The organism is Eubacterium pyruvativorans, assembly GCF_900102225.1.
GTDB classification, from domain to species: domain Bacteria; phylum Bacillota; class Clostridia; order Peptostreptococcales; family Anaerovoracaceae; genus Aminicella; species Aminicella pyruvativorans.
Map to the genome: position 1 here is coordinate 57134 of NZ_FNBF01000001.1, position 16906 is coordinate 74039.

At 55.1% G+C, this 16906-nt stretch carries 16 protein-coding genes; all 16 read left to right on the plus strand.

What is annotated here, in order from left to right; translation table 11 throughout:
- Nucleotides 1-79 precede the first annotated feature (79 nt).
- The 16 genes from aspS to xseB all read left to right on the plus strand — a co-directional run bounded on the left by aspS (nucleotide 80) and on the right by xseB (nucleotide 16874).
- On the plus strand, nucleotides 80-1849 hold the full coding sequence (aspS, locus tag BLQ24_RS00330) for an aspartate--tRNA ligase (RefSeq protein ID WP_090161390.1): 1770 nt from the start codon (nucleotides 80-82) through the stop codon (nucleotides 1847-1849).
- A gap of 11 nt (nucleotides 1850-1860) precedes the next feature.
- Nucleotides 1861-2484, plus strand: coding sequence for a nicotinate (nicotinamide) nucleotide adenylyltransferase (gene nadD / locus BLQ24_RS00335; RefSeq protein WP_090161393.1), 624 nt, complete (start codon nucleotides 1861-1863; stop codon nucleotides 2482-2484).
- The gene (yqeK, locus tag BLQ24_RS00340) at nucleotides 2447-3379 is read left to right on the plus strand and encodes a bis(5'-nucleosyl)-tetraphosphatase (symmetrical) YqeK (RefSeq protein ID WP_173558698.1); all 933 of its coding nucleotides are present in this window, start codon (nucleotides 2447-2449) and stop codon (nucleotides 3377-3379) included. Before nadD ends, yqeK begins: the two co-directional genes overlap by 38 nt.
- 2 nt (nucleotides 3380-3381) lie before the next feature.
- Nucleotides 3382-5868, plus strand: a complete 2487-nt coding sequence (gene leuS, locus BLQ24_RS00345) for a leucine--tRNA ligase (RefSeq protein ID WP_090161399.1) — start codon at nucleotides 3382-3384, stop codon at nucleotides 5866-5868.
- Nucleotides 5869-6239: 371 nt separating this feature from the next.
- Nucleotides 6240-8030 (plus strand): ribonuclease J, encoded by a 1791-nt coding sequence (locus BLQ24_RS00350; protein WP_090161697.1) that lies wholly within the window; start codon nucleotides 6240-6242, stop codon nucleotides 8028-8030.
- Between the two features lie 55 nt (nucleotides 8031-8085).
- Nucleotides 8086-8430: a YlbF/YmcA family competence regulator gene (locus BLQ24_RS00355; protein WP_090161402.1), complete on the plus strand. Its 345-nt coding sequence runs from the start codon at nucleotides 8086-8088 to the stop codon at nucleotides 8428-8430.
- Nucleotides 8431-8521: 91 nt separating this feature from the next.
- Entirely contained in the window at nucleotides 8522-9085 is a 564-nt protein-coding gene (efp, locus tag BLQ24_RS00360) for an elongation factor P (protein ID WP_090161405.1), read from the plus strand.
- Nucleotides 9086-9201: 116 nt separating this feature from the next.
- Entirely contained in the window at nucleotides 9202-10272 is a 1071-nt protein-coding gene (gene mltG, locus BLQ24_RS00365) for an endolytic transglycosylase MltG (protein ID WP_090161408.1), read from the plus strand.
- A 6-nt stretch (nucleotides 10273-10278) separates the two neighbouring features.
- Nucleotides 10279-11001, plus strand: a complete 723-nt coding sequence (locus BLQ24_RS00370; RefSeq protein WP_090161411.1) for an O-methyltransferase — start codon at nucleotides 10279-10281, stop codon at nucleotides 10999-11001.
- 1 nt (nucleotide 11002) lies between these two features.
- Complete coding sequence (locus tag BLQ24_RS00375) at nucleotides 11003-12232, plus strand: peptidase U32 family protein (protein ID WP_090161700.1); 1230 nt, start codon at nucleotides 11003-11005, stop codon at nucleotides 12230-12232.
- Between the two features lie 3 nt (nucleotides 12233-12235).
- On the plus strand, nucleotides 12236-13543 hold the full coding sequence (locus BLQ24_RS00380; protein WP_090161414.1) for a hemolysin family protein: 1308 nt from the start codon (nucleotides 12236-12238) through the stop codon (nucleotides 13541-13543).
- Nucleotides 13544-13545: 2 nt separating this feature from the next.
- Entirely contained in the window at nucleotides 13546-13959 is a 414-nt protein-coding gene (locus tag BLQ24_RS00385; RefSeq protein ID WP_090161417.1) for an Asp23/Gls24 family envelope stress response protein, read from the plus strand.
- A complete protein-coding gene (gene nusB / locus BLQ24_RS00390; protein ID WP_090161420.1) occupies nucleotides 13946-14353 on the plus strand; it encodes a transcription antitermination factor NusB in 408 nt (135 codons plus the stop codon). Before BLQ24_RS00385 ends, nusB begins: the two co-directional genes overlap by 14 nt.
- Before the next feature lie 2 nt (nucleotides 14354-14355).
- Complete coding sequence (locus tag BLQ24_RS00395) at nucleotides 14356-15429, plus strand: tRNA (adenosine(37)-N6)-threonylcarbamoyltransferase complex transferase subunit TsaD (protein WP_143004212.1); 1074 nt, start codon at nucleotides 14356-14358, stop codon at nucleotides 15427-15429.
- On the plus strand, nucleotides 15392-16615 hold the full coding sequence (gene xseA / locus BLQ24_RS00400) for an exodeoxyribonuclease VII large subunit (protein WP_090161422.1): 1224 nt from the start codon (nucleotides 15392-15394) through the stop codon (nucleotides 16613-16615). Before BLQ24_RS00395 ends, xseA begins: the two co-directional genes overlap by 38 nt.
- Nucleotides 16608-16874: an exodeoxyribonuclease VII small subunit gene (xseB, locus tag BLQ24_RS00405; RefSeq protein ID WP_090161425.1), complete on the plus strand. Its 267-nt coding sequence runs from the start codon at nucleotides 16608-16610 to the stop codon at nucleotides 16872-16874. Before xseA ends, xseB begins: the two co-directional genes overlap by 8 nt.
- Nucleotides 16875-16906 lie beyond the last annotated feature (32 nt).

Consider the following 16906-nt stretch of genomic DNA (forward strand, 5'->3'; position numbering starts at 1 on the left):
CCGGCGGGGGTGCCCGCCGGACTCTGCCCGATCCTGCCGGATAAATAATAGAAGTTATTACTGATATGAAGGAGCAATCATGTCCAAGTTATTGAAGAGAACCCACATGTGCGGTGTTCTCACGAAGGAGAATATCGGCGAAACAGTCACACTCAACGGCTGGGTCGCCAAGCAGAGAAGTCTCGGCAGTCTGATTTTTGCAGACCTGAGGGACAAGACCGGAATCACGCAGATCGTTTTTGACGACACAATTCCGGAAGAGACCTTTCAGCTGGCGGAGTCGCTGCGAAGTGAATACGTAATCGGCGTCTCCGGAACGGTGAGAGAACGTTCTTCCAAGAACCCGGATCTGCCTACCGGTGACATCGAGGTACTGGCCACCGATCTGGTGCTGTACTCCGCTGCAGAGACACCGCCGATCTACATCAAGGACGACGACAACGTCGATATGAATCTCAGACTGAAGTACCGCTATCTGGATCTCCGGAAACTGAAGATGCAGCGGAATCTGACCTTCCGGCACAACGTCTGCAAGCTGGCCCGGGATTATTTCGACCAGCAGGGATTCACAGAGGTGGAAACCCCGATGCTGGTTCGTTCCACACCGGAGGGGGCCAGAGACTACCTGGTTCCGAGCCGGGTGAATAAGGGTCACTTCTACGCACTGCCTCAGTCTCCGCAGCTGTTCAAGCAGCTCCTGATGGTGGGCGGCACGGACCGGTACTTCCAGATCGTGAAGTGTTTCCGGGATGAGGACCTGAGAGCGGACCGTCAGCCGGAATTCACCCAGATGGATCTGGAAATGTCCTTCGTGGATCAGGACGATGTCATCGCCATTCAGGAGGGTTTCCTGCAGAAACTCTTCCGGGAAATGATGGGAGTGGAAATTTCACTGCCGCTGCCGCGCATCCGCTACGACGAAGCAATGGAGCGGTACGGATCGGACAAGCCGGATACAAGATTCGGTTTCGAATTGAAGTGCCTCAACGACACGAAAGCCGTGAAGGGCACGGAGTTCAAGGTGTTCCGGGATGCTCTGGATCAGGGCGGCGATGTGAGAGGCATCTGCATTGACGGCGGCTCCCCGGAATTCAGCCGGAAAAACATTGATAAGCTGACGGAAGAGACGAAGGCGTACGGCGCCCGGGGCGTGGTGTGGATCCGCGTGGAGGAGGACGGCTTCAAGTCCTCAGTCAACAAGTTCTTCACACAGGAAGAATTCGCAGAAATTGCTTCCGTGTTTGATGCGAAGCCGCAGGATCTGATTCTGATCGTGGCGGACCAGCCGAAAGTGGTATTTGACAGCCTGGGTTTCCTGCGCCGCCGGATCGCTGGTATTCTGGGACTTCTGGACAACACGAAATTCAATCTGCTGTGGGTTGTGGATTTCCCGATGTTCGAAAAGAACGAAGAAGGGGAGATTACGGCGATGCATCATCCGTTCACCCATCCGAAGGAGGAAGATATTCCTCTCCTCGACACGGATCCGCTGGCGGTGAAGGCAGATGCGTATGACATCGTCCTCAACGGCGTGGAAATGGGCGGCGGCAGTGTTCGTATCCATGACCGGGCGCTGCAGCAGAAGATGTTCGACATTCTGGGTATCTCCAAGGAAGAGAGCCAGCGGAAATTCGGATTCCTGTTGGAGGCCTTCAAGTACGGCACACCGCCGCATGCGGGTCTGGCTTACGGCCTGGACCGGATGATCATGCTTCTGACCGGTGAGGAAAGCATCCGGGAGGTTATGGCCTTCCCTAAGAACCAGAACGCCCAGTGCCTGGTAAGTGATGCACCGAACACCGTGGACGACGCACAGCTGGAAGAGCTGGGAATCACCGTCATCGAGTAACCGGAGGCGCCATGGCAGGTCAGAACATAGGCATTCTGGGCGGCAGCTTTGATCCGGTCCACCTGGGGCATCTCGCCATTGCAACGGCGGCGCTCCGGGAGGCGGATCTGGAGAAGGTTCTGTTGATGCCGGCCCGGGTGAGCCCTTTCAAGGTGGGCAAAACGAAAACGGCGGACGTTCACCGACTGGCCATGGTCAGGCTGGCGGCGGCAACCGATCCGAAACTGGCGGTTTCGGATCGGGAAATTACAGACGACAGGGTTTCCTATACGATCGATACACTGAACTACCTGGAAATGGAACATCCTGACGTGACATACTGGTTTATCGTGGGGACCGATTCTTTTTTGCAGCTGGATACCTGGTACCGGGGAGAAGAACTGCTTCGGGCGCAGCATTTCATCCTGGCGCCCCGCCCGGGGTACCGGACGGAGGAGTGGGAAGAAAAACTGGCGTTCTACCGCAGCAGGTATGGTGCGAGGATCCTCCGGATTCATAATCCGGAGCTGGATATCTCCTCTACGGAAATCAGAAAGCGGGCATCGGAGGGCCTTTCCCTGAAAGGTCTGGTGCCGGAATCAGTTGAAAGGTATATTATTGAACAAGGATTATACAGAACGGAAATTATACATTGAAGATTTCCTGAAGAAGCACATCTCAGAGAAACGGCGGAAGCACATCCGGGGTGTGCGGGAAACAGCCATCCGCATGGCGGAGAAATTCGGGGCGGATCCGGAGAAGGCGGAAATCGCGGCACTCTATCACGACATGTTCAAGGAGCGGGATCTGGACGACCTGGTCCGGCGTTACGGACTGGGAGACCGTTATCTGGGGAACCGGAATCTGGCGCATTCCAAGGTGGCGGCCGCTTTCATGGAGCGGGAACTGGGCTTCAGGGATCCGGATCTGCTGAACGCAGTCCGGTTCCACACCACGGGAAGACCGGGTATGTCGGTGCTGGAACAGATTCTCTATCTGGCGGATGCTTGTGAGCCGAACAGGGACTATCCCGGCGTGGAGAAACTCCGGGAACTGGCATTCCGGGACTTGGACGAAGCGTGCCTGTTCTCCCTGGCCCGGACCGTGACGTATGTGCGGGAGCAGGCGAGTCCGCTGGACGAGGATACGCTGCGGGCGAAGGAATATTACGAAGAAAGGATCATGAGTACGAAGATGGATAATTTGACTCTCGTAAAGGAAGCGGCGAAGGCACTGGACGAACGTCGGGGCGAGAATATCATCGCGCTGAATGTGACCGGAAAGTCTTCCTTCGCTGACTACATCGTTATTGCAGAAGGCGGATCGGACCGTCAGACGGAAGCACTGGCAGACAATGTGGAGGACCGGTTCGCAGAACTGGGACAGGAGCTCCGGGGCAGCGAAGGCTGGCATAACACCGGATGGATTCTGCTGGACTTCGGCGATATCGTCGTCAACGTCTTCACGAAGGGAATGCGGGAGAAGTATAATCTGGAAAGTGTATGGGGTGACTGTGAGCAGGTGCCTCTGGACCTGGAGGGAGAAGAATAATCATGGAAGAAAGATATCAGTTCAGTGAGATCGAAAAAAAATGGCAGAAATACTGGGAAGAGAACAAGACGTTCCGGGTCACAGAGGATCCTTCCAAGAAGAAGTATTATGACCTGGAGATGTTCCCGTACCCTTCCGGCAAGCTGCACATGGGTCATGTCCGCAACTATTCCATTGCGGACGTCATTGCCCGGTTCAAGACGATGCAGGGATACAATGTCCTGCACTGCATCGGCTTCGACTCTTTCGGTCTTCCTGCGGAGAATGCGGCGATTAAACACAATATTCCGCCGGCAGAATGGACCTGGGACAACATTCATGAAATGGAAGCGGAACTCCGCCGATTGGGCTTCTCCTACGACTGGGACCGGGAGGTTCAGACCTGCAGCCCGGAGTATTACAAGTGGATGCAGTGGATCTTTATTCAGTTCTACAATAAAGGTCTTGCATATAAAAAAGAAAATCTCGTAAACTGGTGCCCGAGCTGTCAGACCGTTCTGGCCAATGAACAGGTTGTTGACGGAAAGTGTGAGCGCTGTAAGACACCGGTGACGAAGAAAAGTCTTTCGCAGTGGTATCTGAAGATCACAGACTACGCAGACAGACTGCTGAACAATCTGGATGATCTGCCGGGCTGGCCGAACAAGGTGAAAGTCATGCAGAAGAACTGGATCGGCAGATCCGTGGGCGCCAACGTGGACTTCAAAATTGACGGCACGGACAAGACGCTGACCGTATTCACAACGAGAGCGGATACGCTCTTCGGTGCGACTTATATGGTTCTGGCGCCGGAGCACCCTTATGTCAGGGACCTGGTGAAGGGCACGGTGTATGAGAAACCGGTCACGGAGTACATTGAAGAATGTATGAAAGTCAGTGATATTGACCGTACTTCCACCACGAGAGAGAAGACCGGTGAATTCATCGGTCAGTATGCCATCAATCCGGTCAATGGGAAGAAGATCCCGATCTGGATCTCAGATTATGTACTGATCAGCTACGGTACCGGAGCCATCATGGCGGTACCGGCCCATGACCAGAGAGACTTCGAGTTCGCAGAGAAGTTCGGCCTGGACATCATTCCGGTTGTGGATACGGATGATCCGGAAATTGATGTGAATCATCTGACGAAGGCATTCGCCGCTGAGGGAACGATGATTCATTCCGGACAGTTCGACGGTATGAACAACCGGGATGCCATCGAAAAGATGATTGAGTGGCTGGAAGAACGGGGCATCGGCAAGAAAACGGTGAACTACAAGCTGCGGGACTGGCTCATTTCCAGACAGCGCTACTGGGGTACGCCGATTCCGATGATCCACTGTGACGAATGCGGCTGGGTTCCGGAGAAGGAAGAAAACCTTCCGGTCCTGCTGCCGACGGACGTGGAGTTTACCGGAAAGGGAGAATCCCCGATCACAACTTCTGCCACATTCACGGAATGCACCTGTCCGCGCTGCGGCAGAAAGGCGAGACGGGAAGTGGACACGATGGATACTTTCCTGGACTCTTCCTGGTATTATCTCCGGTATACGGATCCGAAGAATGATCAGGAAGCGTTCAACAAAGAAAAAGCGGATTACTGGATGAATGTGGACCAGTACATCGGCGGTGTAGAACATGCGATCCTGCACCTGCTGTACGCACGGTTCTTCATGATGGTTCTGCATGATCTGGGACTCACCAGCCAGGATGAACCGTTTGAGAATCTGCTGACACAGGGCATGGTCAACAAGGCAGACGAAAACGGTGTATTCAAGAAAATGTCGAAGTCTGTCGGAAATGTCGTCAGCCCGGAAGAGATCCTGAAGAAGTACGGTGCGGATACCGCAAGACTGTTCATCATGTTTGCGGCGCCGCCGGAGAAGGAACTGAACTGGTCTGACGAGGGTGTTGAGGGGAGCTACCGTTTCCTCAACCGTGTATGGCGTCTCGTTTATGATTATGTTGAAACGAACGGCACAGAGAAGAAGACGGTAGAAATCAAAACGAAAGAAGACAAGGAACTGAATCACATTCTGAACAGAACCATCAAGAAGGTGACGGACGATATCGACGGAAGATTTGCATTCAATACTGCGATCAGTTCGATCATGGAACTCGTCAACCATCTGTACAAGGTGAACGGTTCGGATCAGGTAAACAGCGGTCTGTACGGAGAAGCAGTGAGCCAGGTAGTGGTACTGCTGTCCCCGTTTGCACCGCATATCTGCGAGGAACTCTGGCAGAGTATGGGCAGAGAAGGCACACTGGATCATCATCCGTGGCCGGTTTGCGATGAAGCCGCTCTGAAGCTGGATACGGCAGAGGTCATTGTGCAGATCAACGGAAAGCTGAAGCATAAGCTGGACGTTGATGCAGGGCTGTCCCGGGAAGAGCTGGCAGAAGCGGTGAAGGCGGATCCGCGGGTTCAGGAACTGCTGGACGGAGCGAATATTGTGAAGACAATCGCTGTCCCTGGAAAACTTGTCAACTTCGTTGTTAAGTAAGAAAGGGTATAATGAGACAAGGAAACACAAGCAGCGGCGCGGCAGAGAAGGCATCCCGGAGAAATGTCTCCGGGAATGTCGGCCGGGGCCGCCAGAATGGCGCAGCCAGAGGGAATCAGTCCCGAAACGGAAACAGAAAGAACGGAGCAGCGGGCGGAAAGAAAAACGCCGCTCCGGGAACGGAAGGGAAACAGAGGGAGCTGCCGGCAGCAGGCTCCAGGTCCCTTCATCAGACGAAACCAAACGGAAGAAATAACCGGAATCTGAAAGCGGCGGCACCGCTTCCGGGACATCCTCGGGGCGGGGAGGTCCAGAAGCGGAAGAACGCCGGGGGAAAATTCCATCATTCCAGAGATCTCATCTCCCGTACCATGCCGGAATCCACGGCGGAGAAGGTGGGAAGAGAACTGGGACTGGTAGAAAAACAGCATAAGTCCCGGCCGCAGCACCGGCCGCAGCAGCCGAAAAACAGCAGCCAGCAGGCCAGAAGCCGGAAAGCCCGGCCGAAGGCGGAGAACGTGAAAGTCATTCCGCTGGGCGGTCTGGACGAAATCGGAAAGAACTGTACCGCACTGGAGTACAAGGACCAGATCATGGTCATCGACTGCGGCATGTCCTTCCCGGAAGACGACATGTACGGTGTGGATGTGGTCATCCCGGACTTCACTTATCTGATTGAAAATGCCAAGAAAGTGCGGGGGGTTGTGATCACCCACGGCCATGAGGACCATATCGGCGGTGTGCCGTACCTTCTGAAGCAGATCAGCGTGCCGGTATACGGTACCAGACTGTCGGTGGGGCTCATCCGGAATAAACTGGAAGAACACGGCATCAAGGGGGATCTGCGCACCATCCATGCGGGAGACACCTTCAACCTGGGAGATTTTCACGTGGAGGCGATCCACACCACCCACTCGGTGGCAGACTCGGTGGCGTATCTGGTGGAGACGCCGGCAGCAAAGATTTTCCATACCGGCGACTTCAAGATCGACTATACGCCGGTGGACAATGATCCGATCGATTTCGGCAGACTGGGAGAAATCGGTGACGCCGGCGTGGATCTGATGCTCTGTGACAGCACGAACGTACTCCGGGCGGGCTATACGCCGTCGGAGCGGGTTGTGGGGGAAACGCTGTCCGGTATTTTCCAGGAAGCGAAGAACCGGATTATCATTGCCACATTCTCCTCCAACGTGAACCGGATCCAGAAGATTATCGAACTCTCGGTGAAGAACGGACGGAAATTCGCTGTATCCGGCCGGAGTATGGAAAATGTTGTGGGTCTGGCGGTGGAACTGGGATATCTGAAATTCCCTTCCGGATCCATGGTGGAACTGAAGGATATCCGGAATATCCCGGATGAGGAGCTGACCATTATTACGACCGGCAGCCAGGGGGAACCTTTGTCGGCGCTGGCCAGGATGGCAGAGGATGTTCACCGCAATATCAAGCTGAAGAAGGGGGACACAGTCATCCTTTCCTCCTCTCCGGTTCCGGGCAATGAAAAGTCCGTGTCCCGGGTCGTGAACAAGCTTTACGAGAAAGAGGTCAATGTCATTTACAACGGAAATGCAAACATCCATGTTTCCGGTCACGCCTGTCAGGAAGACCTGAAACTGATGCACTCGCTGATCCGTCCGAAGTTCTTCATGCCGGCCCACGGTGAGCACCGGCATCTGATCATGCATGAACAGCTGGCCATGAGTCTGGGCATGAAGAAAGACAATATTTTCGTACTGAGCAACGGCGATCAGCTGACGGTGGACAAGCGCCGGGCGGTGAAGTTCAAGAGCGTCGTCAGTGCCGAGGACGTCATGGTGGACGGTCTGGGCGTGGGCGATATCGGAAGCATTGTTCTGAAGGACAGAAAACTCCTTTCGGAATCGGGATTGATTATTGTGACGGCTGCGGTGGACACGAAGAAGGCCCGTCTTGTTTCCGGACCGGAAATCGTATCCCGGGGATTCGTCTATGTGAAGGAGAACGAAGACCTGATCGAAAGTCTGCGTAAGAAGGCTGCCCAGTCGATCCAGCACAGTCTGGCCGGCGGGTTCCAGGACTGGTCGAAGCTGAAAAACGACGTGCGGGATGATATGAGGAAATTTATTTTCAGTAAATCCCGGAGAAGCCCGCTGATTCTGCCGATTTTCCTGGACGTGTAGCAGAGTTGAGTGTGTACGGAACGGGCAGGAAGAATACACGCAGAGGAGCAGAAGAATGAATGTATATGAAGAAGCGCACAATCTGAAGCGGGCCATTGAAGAGTCGGAGGAATACCGGCAGTTTCATGAGATGCAGAAGGTCATTGACCAGGACCCGGGCACGGCCAAGATGGTGCAGGAATTTCAGCAGCTGCAGATGAAGATGCAGGCGAAACAGATGATGGGGGAGGGGCCGGATCAGGAAATGATGCAGCAGCTCCAGCAGCTTTCCGCTGTCCTCATGACGAATCCGCAGGCAGCCCAGTATCTGCAGAACGCCATGCGTTTCACTCTGATGATGAGCGATGTGGTGAAGATTATCGGTGAAACAGTTGATATTGGCAACTTGATGAAAATCTGATATAATGTGTTGATGTATTACGGAAGATGGCTGCAGGGGGACTTCCCGGTCCTTCCAGCTTGTAATGAATAAGGAAAGTGAGACGATACCAATGATTACAGCAGGCGATTTCAGAAAGGGCATGACTTTCGAACTGAACGGAGAACCACATGTAGTTCTCGATTTCCAGCATGTCAAGCCGGGTAAGGGTGCTGCGTTTGTCAGAACGAAGTACAGAAACATCATTACGGGAGCGACGAGAGAAGAAGCGTTCAACCCGAGTGAGAAGTTCAACCAGGCCCATATTGACACGAAGACGATGCAGTATCTGTACAACGACGGAGAGCTGTATTACTTCATGGACGAGGAGACTTTCGAGCAGATTCCGCTGGGTTACGAAGAAGTGGAAGATGCAATCAAGTGGATCAGAGAAAATGACGAGGTTACGATCCGCTTCTACGAGGGCAAGCCGTTCGAAGTGGACGCTGCGAACTTCGTTGACCTGGTTGTCACAGAGACCGAACCGGGTGTGAAGGGAGATACGGCTACGAACGTGACGAAGGCTGCTACCGTGGAAACCGGAACGGTGGTTCAGGTTCCGATCTTCATTGAAGAGGGCGAGAAGATTCAGATTGACACGAGAACCGGTGAGTATCTCGGAAGATCCAAGGAATAATTTGGAAAACGAGGAAGGGGCTGCTGCGCCCCGCCTGCGGGCGGGGATCGTCGCCCGCCCGGCGGACAGACGCCGGACGGGCCGCGGCAGCCCCTTCTGCTCTGCAGGGGGTATTTATGAGCGATTACAGGAGAAAAAAACAAAAAAAAGGACACGCCGGTCTGCTGATCATCCTCTTGGTGATCATCGCACTGGCGGGCGGATGTGTGGTTCATTTCCAGATGATGACCGGCCCGGTGAACCGTTCTGACCGGAAAACGGTGGTGGTGGAAGTGCCTTCCGGGTCCACCACAGACAGTATCGGCAGGACGCTGGCCGGCAAGGGATTGATCCGTTCGGCGAAGACATTCCGGCTCTACTCGAAGCTGAAGCATCTGGGCGCCAGTTTCCAGGCGGGCACATACTCCCTTTCTCCGTCTATGAGCATGAATGAAATTGCCGGAATCATCGCCGAGGGAAAGGTCACCACAGAACGTTTCACGATTCCGGAAGGATACAATGAATACGAGGTGGCGAAGAAACTGGCGAAAGAAGGTCTGGTGAACCGGAAGAAATTCGTTCAGGTGGTGCAGACGAAGGATTTCTCCGGTGAATTCCCGTTCCTGAAGAATGCCCAGAAGGGAAAGAACAGGCTGGAAGGCTATCTGTTCCCGGATACCTATACCGTCCCGCTCAACGCCGGGGAAGAAGAGATCGTCCGCACGATGCTGAAGGGATATCAGCGGACTTTCACCGACGCCGACCGTGCCAGAGCGAAGGGAATGGGGTACAGTGAACAGGAGATTCTGACCATCGCTTCCATCATCGAACGAGAGAGCGGAAATGAGAAGGACAAGCCGAAGATCGCCAGCGTGATTTACAACCGGCTGAAGAAGAACATGCCGCTGCAGATGGATTCCACTGTACAGTATGTGCTGAAGCTGCGGGGAAAGAATCCGGATAAGATTCTCTATGACGATCTGAAGGTGGATTCGAAGTTCAATACATACAAGAACGCCGGGCTTCCGCCTTCGCCGATCTGCAGCCCGGGAGCGCAGTCGATCCGTGCGGCGCTCCATCCGGCGAAAACGAAGTACCTGTATTTCGTTGTCAGCGACAAGCTGGACGGCTCTTCCGTGTTCTCGGAGGATTACGCCACGTTCCTGAAGAATTCCAGTAAATACCACAGTGCGGTATCGAAGAAGTAGGCCGGTATGGATCTGATTGATGTGCGGGTGACAGAGTTTATTAACGGGAAGTATGAGGCGGTCGATGACCGCCTGCTTCCGTTTCGCCGGCTGGGAGAATCCGCCCGTGTTCCGATTATCCTGAAGGAAACAGAGCAGGTTCTGGCGCTGCTGCTGGAGCTGATCAGGCCCTCGAAGATCCTGGAGATCGGCGGGGCGATCGGATACAGCGCCTCGTTTTTTGCCTGGAAATGTCCCGGCGCCCATGTGTGGTCCGCAGAGTACGACGAGAATACGTTCCGTGCAGCGGAGCGGAACATCCGGCGGGCCGGGCTTTCGGACCGGGTCCATTTCCGGCTGGGGGACGGCCAGGAAGTGACCGAAAAGCTCCGGGACGAAGGGCTCCGGGACGTGGACTTCGTATTTCTGGACGCTTCGAAGAGCCACTACCGGCGCTTTCTGGATGCGGCGCTCACCGTCTGCCGGCCGGGGGCGCTGATTGTTTCCGATAATATTTTTCAGCATGGCATGACCCTTTCGGCGGATTTCGATCCGAAGGACAAGCATGAGGCGAATATCCGGAAAATGCGGGATTATGTGGAGTATATTTTCCGGGACCCGCAGTTCACTTCTGCGTTAATGGCGGTGGGAGACGGACTGGCCGCTTCTGTGTATCATCCGGAGCAGGAGGGCGGAATGGAGCGGGACGGGAAGAGAATACAGACAATACAGAAGGATAGTAATGACTGAAATGAAGAAGATTGAACTGCTGGCACCGGCCGGCGACTTAGAAAAACTGAAGACTGCCATCCGCTATGGGGCGGATGCGGTTTACTTCGGCGGAGAGATGTTCTCCCTCCGGGCAGGTGCCGGAAATCTGAACCTGGAAGAAATGAAGGAGGGGCTGGCATATGCCCATGAACGGGGGAAGCGCTGCTACCTGACCATCAATATATACGCCCACAACGAGGACATCGATCCGCTGTATGATTATCTCCGGCAGATCCGGGATCTGGACATCGATGCCTTCCTGATTGCGGATCCGGGGATCATTGCCATGGTGCGGGAAACGATTCCGGACGCAGAGATCCATCTCTCCACCCAGGCGAATCTGACCAACTGGAGAACCGGTGCGTTCTGGGCATCCGCCGGCGTGAAGCGTCTGGTGATGGCCAGGGAACTTTCTTTGGAAGAAATCCGGAGTGTGCGGGATCATCTTCCCCAGGACGTGGAGCTGGAAGCTTTCGTACACGGCGCCATGTGCATTTCCTACTCGGGACGGTGTCTGCTCAGTAATTTTATGACCGGAAGAGATTCCAACCGGGGCATGTGCGCCCATCCCTGCCGTTACCGGTACTCCCTGGTGGAAGAAAAACGGCCGGGAGAATTCTTTCCCATCGAGGAAGATGACCGGGGTTCCTACATCATGAATTCCAAGGACCTCTGCATGATCCGGCATATTCCGGACCTGGTCCATGCCGGCATTGACAGTGCGAAGATCGAAGGCCGGATGAAGAGCATTTTCTATGTGGCCACGGTGGTTCACGCATACCGTCAGGCCATCGATGCATATTACGAGGATCCGGATAATTATGTGTTCCGGGAAGAGTGGATGGAGGAACTTTTGAAAGCCAGCCACCGGGAATTCACCACCGGGTTCTATTACGGAAAGCCGGGCCATGAGGAACAGAATTACCGAACCAGCCGGTATACGAAAGAATACAGTTTTATCGGCAAGGTTCTGTCATATAATGAAGAGACCGGAATTGCGAAAGTGGAGCAGAGAAACAAGATGAATGTGGGAGACCATATTGAAGTGTTCGGTCCGGACATCAGTTTCTTCCCGATGACAATCACCGACCTGGCGGACTGGGAAAGCGGAGAGAAACTGGAATCCGCTCCCCACGCCCAGCAGATTCTGGCCATGCACATGGCGGAGCCGGTGAAGCCGGGATACATTCTCAGAAAGAAGGAAGGATAGTAAATGGACATACCGTTGTATATGACACTTTCTGCCTGTCTGCTGCTGATCCTGAACGGGATCATCGTGCTGGACGAGAGCGCCATGGAATCCGTCAGCCGGAGCAAGCTGAAACAGAAACTGACGGAAGAAGAAGGAAATTCCAAGGGAAAGGCGGAGAAACTCGCCCGCCTGCTGGACCGGCCGACCCGGTCGAAGCTGACGAACCGTCTCCTGATCACCGCATTCACGGCGGCAGGAACTCTGCTGATCTGGAATGCAGCCGCATCGGAAATCCTGTGGCGCAGAAGCCTGCTGCTGGTGATCTACCTGGCGTGCTACGTGGCCTTTGGTTTTTTGTTTCCGTTCAAGATCGGACGGCAGCACAGTGAGTCTCTTTCTCTGAAGTTCATCGGTATGCAGACCATTCTGGACGGACTGCTGCTGCCGGTAACAGCCCTTCTCTCTCTGGCGGCGAATCTGTTCCTTCGGATTTTCCGCCAGGACACGAACGTGGACGAGTCGGAATTCTCCGAGGAAGATGTGATGTCCATGCTGGAAGAAGGACAGGAGAGCGGTGCCATCATGGAAGAGGGCCGTCGGATGATCGGCAGTATCTTTCGTTTTGACGATGAACTGGCCTATGAAATCATGACCCCCCGGACGGATGTGTTCATGATCGACCTCAGTGACGAACCTTCGGAGTACATGGACGAATTTCTGGAACTCCGGTATTCCCGTGTCCCGGTATGTGAAGATGAATCGGATAACATCATCGGCATTTTGAACATCAAGGATTACATGATGAAAGCGGTATCTGTGGGATTCGAAAACGTGGAAATCCGGGATATTCTGCGGGAACCGATTTTCGTGCCGGAGACGAAGAAGATCGCCTCTCTGTTCATGGAGCTGCAGCAGGCAAATCAGCACATCGCCGTGCTGATTGATGAATACGGCGGATTCAGCGGGATTGTCACCATGGAGGACATTATCGAGGAAATTGTGGGGGACATCAGCGACGAATATGATGAGGCGGAGGATGTCATCACGAAGATCGACCAGAATACCTATCTGGTGGACGGCACTGTATCCCTGGACGATCTGAACGAAGAAACCGGCAGCGGGCTGGAGTCGGAGAACAGCGAAACCATTGGCGGATACATTATCGATCTGATCGGCGAAATCCCGAAGGACGGGTATGTCAACCGGACCATCGAGTCGGAGGGATACCGTTTCACGATCCTGTCCGTCCAGGAGCGGCGGATCGAAAAGGTGAAATTCGAGATTTTGACGCCGGCGGAACAATCGGAAGAAGACGAAGAAGAGAAATAACCATGAGCACGGAATCGACGAAGAATATGACGCCGGCGGAACCGGACCGGGAGCTGATTATGGAAACTGTGGAAAAGGCGGCCCTGGGAACGAAGGGTGTCAGTCGGATGATCCCCCGGCTGACAGAGACCATCACGGAGAGCATTTCCTGGCCCGGTGCGAAATCCCGGGGAATCCGTTTGTCTGAAAGCGGAAGAAATTTGACGGCAGATCTGTATCTCAGTGTGATTTACGGTTATAATATTCCGCAGGTATCCTGGGATGCCCAGACCCGGGTGCGGGAGGCCTGCATGAGCCGCTGCGGCGTGCATCTGAAGGAGATTAACATCCATGTGCAGGGTGTGGACATGCCCGGAGAAACGGAAGCTTCCGAGGGCGAGCAGGAAGAAAGGATAGAAAAGCATGAACAGAACTGATGCCAGAGAATTTATGATGAAAGTCCTCTATCAGATGGATATCGCAGGGGAAGAGGATCCCGAAAATGCGGCTCATTATCTGAAACAGGCGGCCCATCTGAATGAGCAGGAGGAATATGCGAAGACACTGTATTCCCTGTACTGCACGGAACGGGAGAAGGCTGACGAACAGATTTCCGCATTCAGCCGCCGCTGGTCTGTCCGCCGCATGGCGAAGACCGATCTGGCCATTCTGCGTCTGGCAACCTTCGAGATCCTTTATATGGAAGAAGTTCCGGATGCTGTAGCCATCAACGAGGCTGTGGATCTGGCGAAGAAATACGGTACCGACAACGCCCCGAAATTCATCAACGCCATCCTCGGAAATATTGCGGCATCGAAAGGACAGCAGTAATCGTGGAACAAAAATGGATTCTGGGTATTGACACAAGCAATTATAAGACTTCCGCAGCGCTGACTACGGTGTCCGGCAGCGTGATCGGAGACCGGAGGCGGTTTCTGGAAGTGAAGCAGGGAGAGCGGGGACTGAGACAGCAGGACGCGCTCTTTCAGCATCTGAACGCCCTTCCGGGAATGCTGCGGGAACTGTTCGGGGAGGCCCGGGCCGCTCATCCGGAGGGACGGGTTACGGCGGTTTCCGTATCCACCCGTCCCCGGCCGGTGGAGGGATCCTATATGCCGGTTTTTCTGGCTGGAAAACTGGCGGCGGAAGCGGCGGCTTCGTCCCTGGGGGTGCCGCTGTATGAATGCTCCCATCAGGAGGGACATATCGAGGCGGCCCGGCACGGCACAGTGCTGCAGGACTGCCCCCGGTTCGTGTGTTTTCATTTCTCCGGCGGGACAACGGAAGCCGTACTGGCGGATCAGGACTGCACTGAGCCGAGGGACCGGTACCGGATCGTGGGAGGAACGAAGGACATCGCTTTCGGCCAGGTGCTGGACCGGGTGGGCGTAACCCTGGGCATGCATTTCCCCTGCGGGGAGGAGATGGACCGGCTGGCATCAGACAAAGAAAAACGGGAGTCCGTTCCTTTCACCCGGGCAGCCGGGGAAGGAATCCCGGACAGTGCACTGACCGGCGTCCGGGTCCGGGGCGGATTCTGCAATCTCTCCGGGCTGGAGACCCAGGCGTCCCGGCTGGCGAAGGAAGCGGCCGGCGACCCGGCGAAGGAAACGGCGCTGATCCGTCTGCTTTTCCGCCGCATTACCCGGGCCATTGCAGTGATGACGCTGCAGATTGCAGAAGAGACGAACGCAGACGCATTTCTTTTTGCCGGCGGCGTCAGTTCCAGCACATGGATCCGGCAGCACCTGGAAGAAGAACTGAAACGCCGGGCAGGCAGGGACAGGAAGATTCCCCGGATCTGTTTCGGACGACCGGAGATGGCACCGGACAACGCCGTGGGAACAGCATTGCTGGGAGGGAAGAGATATGCCGCTGAAACCGATCAGCGTATCACAGCTGAATGAGTATATTTCCCGGGTGCTGGTGACGGACCCGCTGCTGGGGAATGTGACAGTGAAGGGGGAGACTTCCGGGGTGAAATATCATCAGAGCGGTCACGTGTATTTCTCTCTGGTGGATGCCCGGGCCCGGGTGAATTGTTTTCTGAACCGGGAACTGGCTGCGGATCTTCGGTTCCGGGTGGCAGACGGAATGGAAGTGACCATCGTCGGTTCTGTCAGTGTCTATCAGAAGGGGGGATCCTACTCCCTCTATGTCCGCAGCCTGGAGACGGAGGGAGCAGGCAGTCTGCAGCTGGCCTTCGAGGAGATGAAGCAGAAACTGAGCGCCGAGGGTCTGTTCGACCCGGCGAAGAAGAAGCCGCTGCCGTTTTTTCCGGATCACATCGGGATTGTCACTTCGGAGACCGGGGCGGCGATCCGGGATATGATGAAGAATATCAAGCCCCGGAATAATCACGTGAGCGTGACAGTGTTTCCGGTTCTGGTGCAGGGGGATGCCGCAGCGGGGCAGATTGCCCGGGCCATCCGCACAGCCAACGAGAAATTCCCGTATCTGGATGTGCTGATTGTGGGCCGGGGCGGCGGTTCCCCGGAGGATCTGTGGGCGTTCAATGAGGAAGTGGTCGCCCGGGCCATCTATGGGTCGGAGATTCCCGTGATTTCTGCGGTGGGGCACGAGATTGACTTCACCATTTCGGACATGGCGGCTGATGTCCGGGCGGAGACGCCGACGAAAGCGGCGGTCATCGCCGTTCCGGATCTGGACCAGCTGGAAGAGGAATTGGAAAAGCGGCGGAGTCTGATTGAACGGCAGCTGGACAACGGGGTGATGTTTCAGGAACTCCGCATCGACAATCTGATCCGGTCCATGCGAAGTGCGCTGGAGAACCGGATTGACCGGAGACAGAAAGACGTGGAAAAGCTCCGCATGCAGCTGGAGCTCAATGATCCCCGGAAGATTCTGGAGAACGGGTATTCGATTCTGGAGGACGAAGCGGGCCGGGTGATGACGGATGCCGGAGAGCTTCAGACCGGCGGGGTCTACCGGGTCCGGCTGGCGAGGGGAAGCGCAGAGATGAAAGCCCTTCGCATTGATTTGCCGGAGGCTTTAGAGCAGGTAGCGGAGGCGGCGCCGGGCAGCGCCGGACAGCCGGAAAGCCGGTCAGAACAGGAGCGAAATAATGAGTGAACAGATGATGATCGAAACGGACGGCCGGGAAGAAGCCGCCGGGAAGAAACCGGAGAAGGACGGCGGGCGCTTCGAAACCGCTTATCAGAAACTGAAGGAACTGGCGGACCGGATGCAGGATCCGTCCACCGGTCTGGAGGAATCCATCCGCTGCTATGAAGAGGGTATGCATTACTACCGGATCTGTACCGATATTCTTCATGATGCGAAGCAGCAGATCGAAACGTACCGCATCGGGCCGGAAGAAACAGACCGGTAGAATCCGGAAGGCGGAGAACAGCCGGAAGGGAC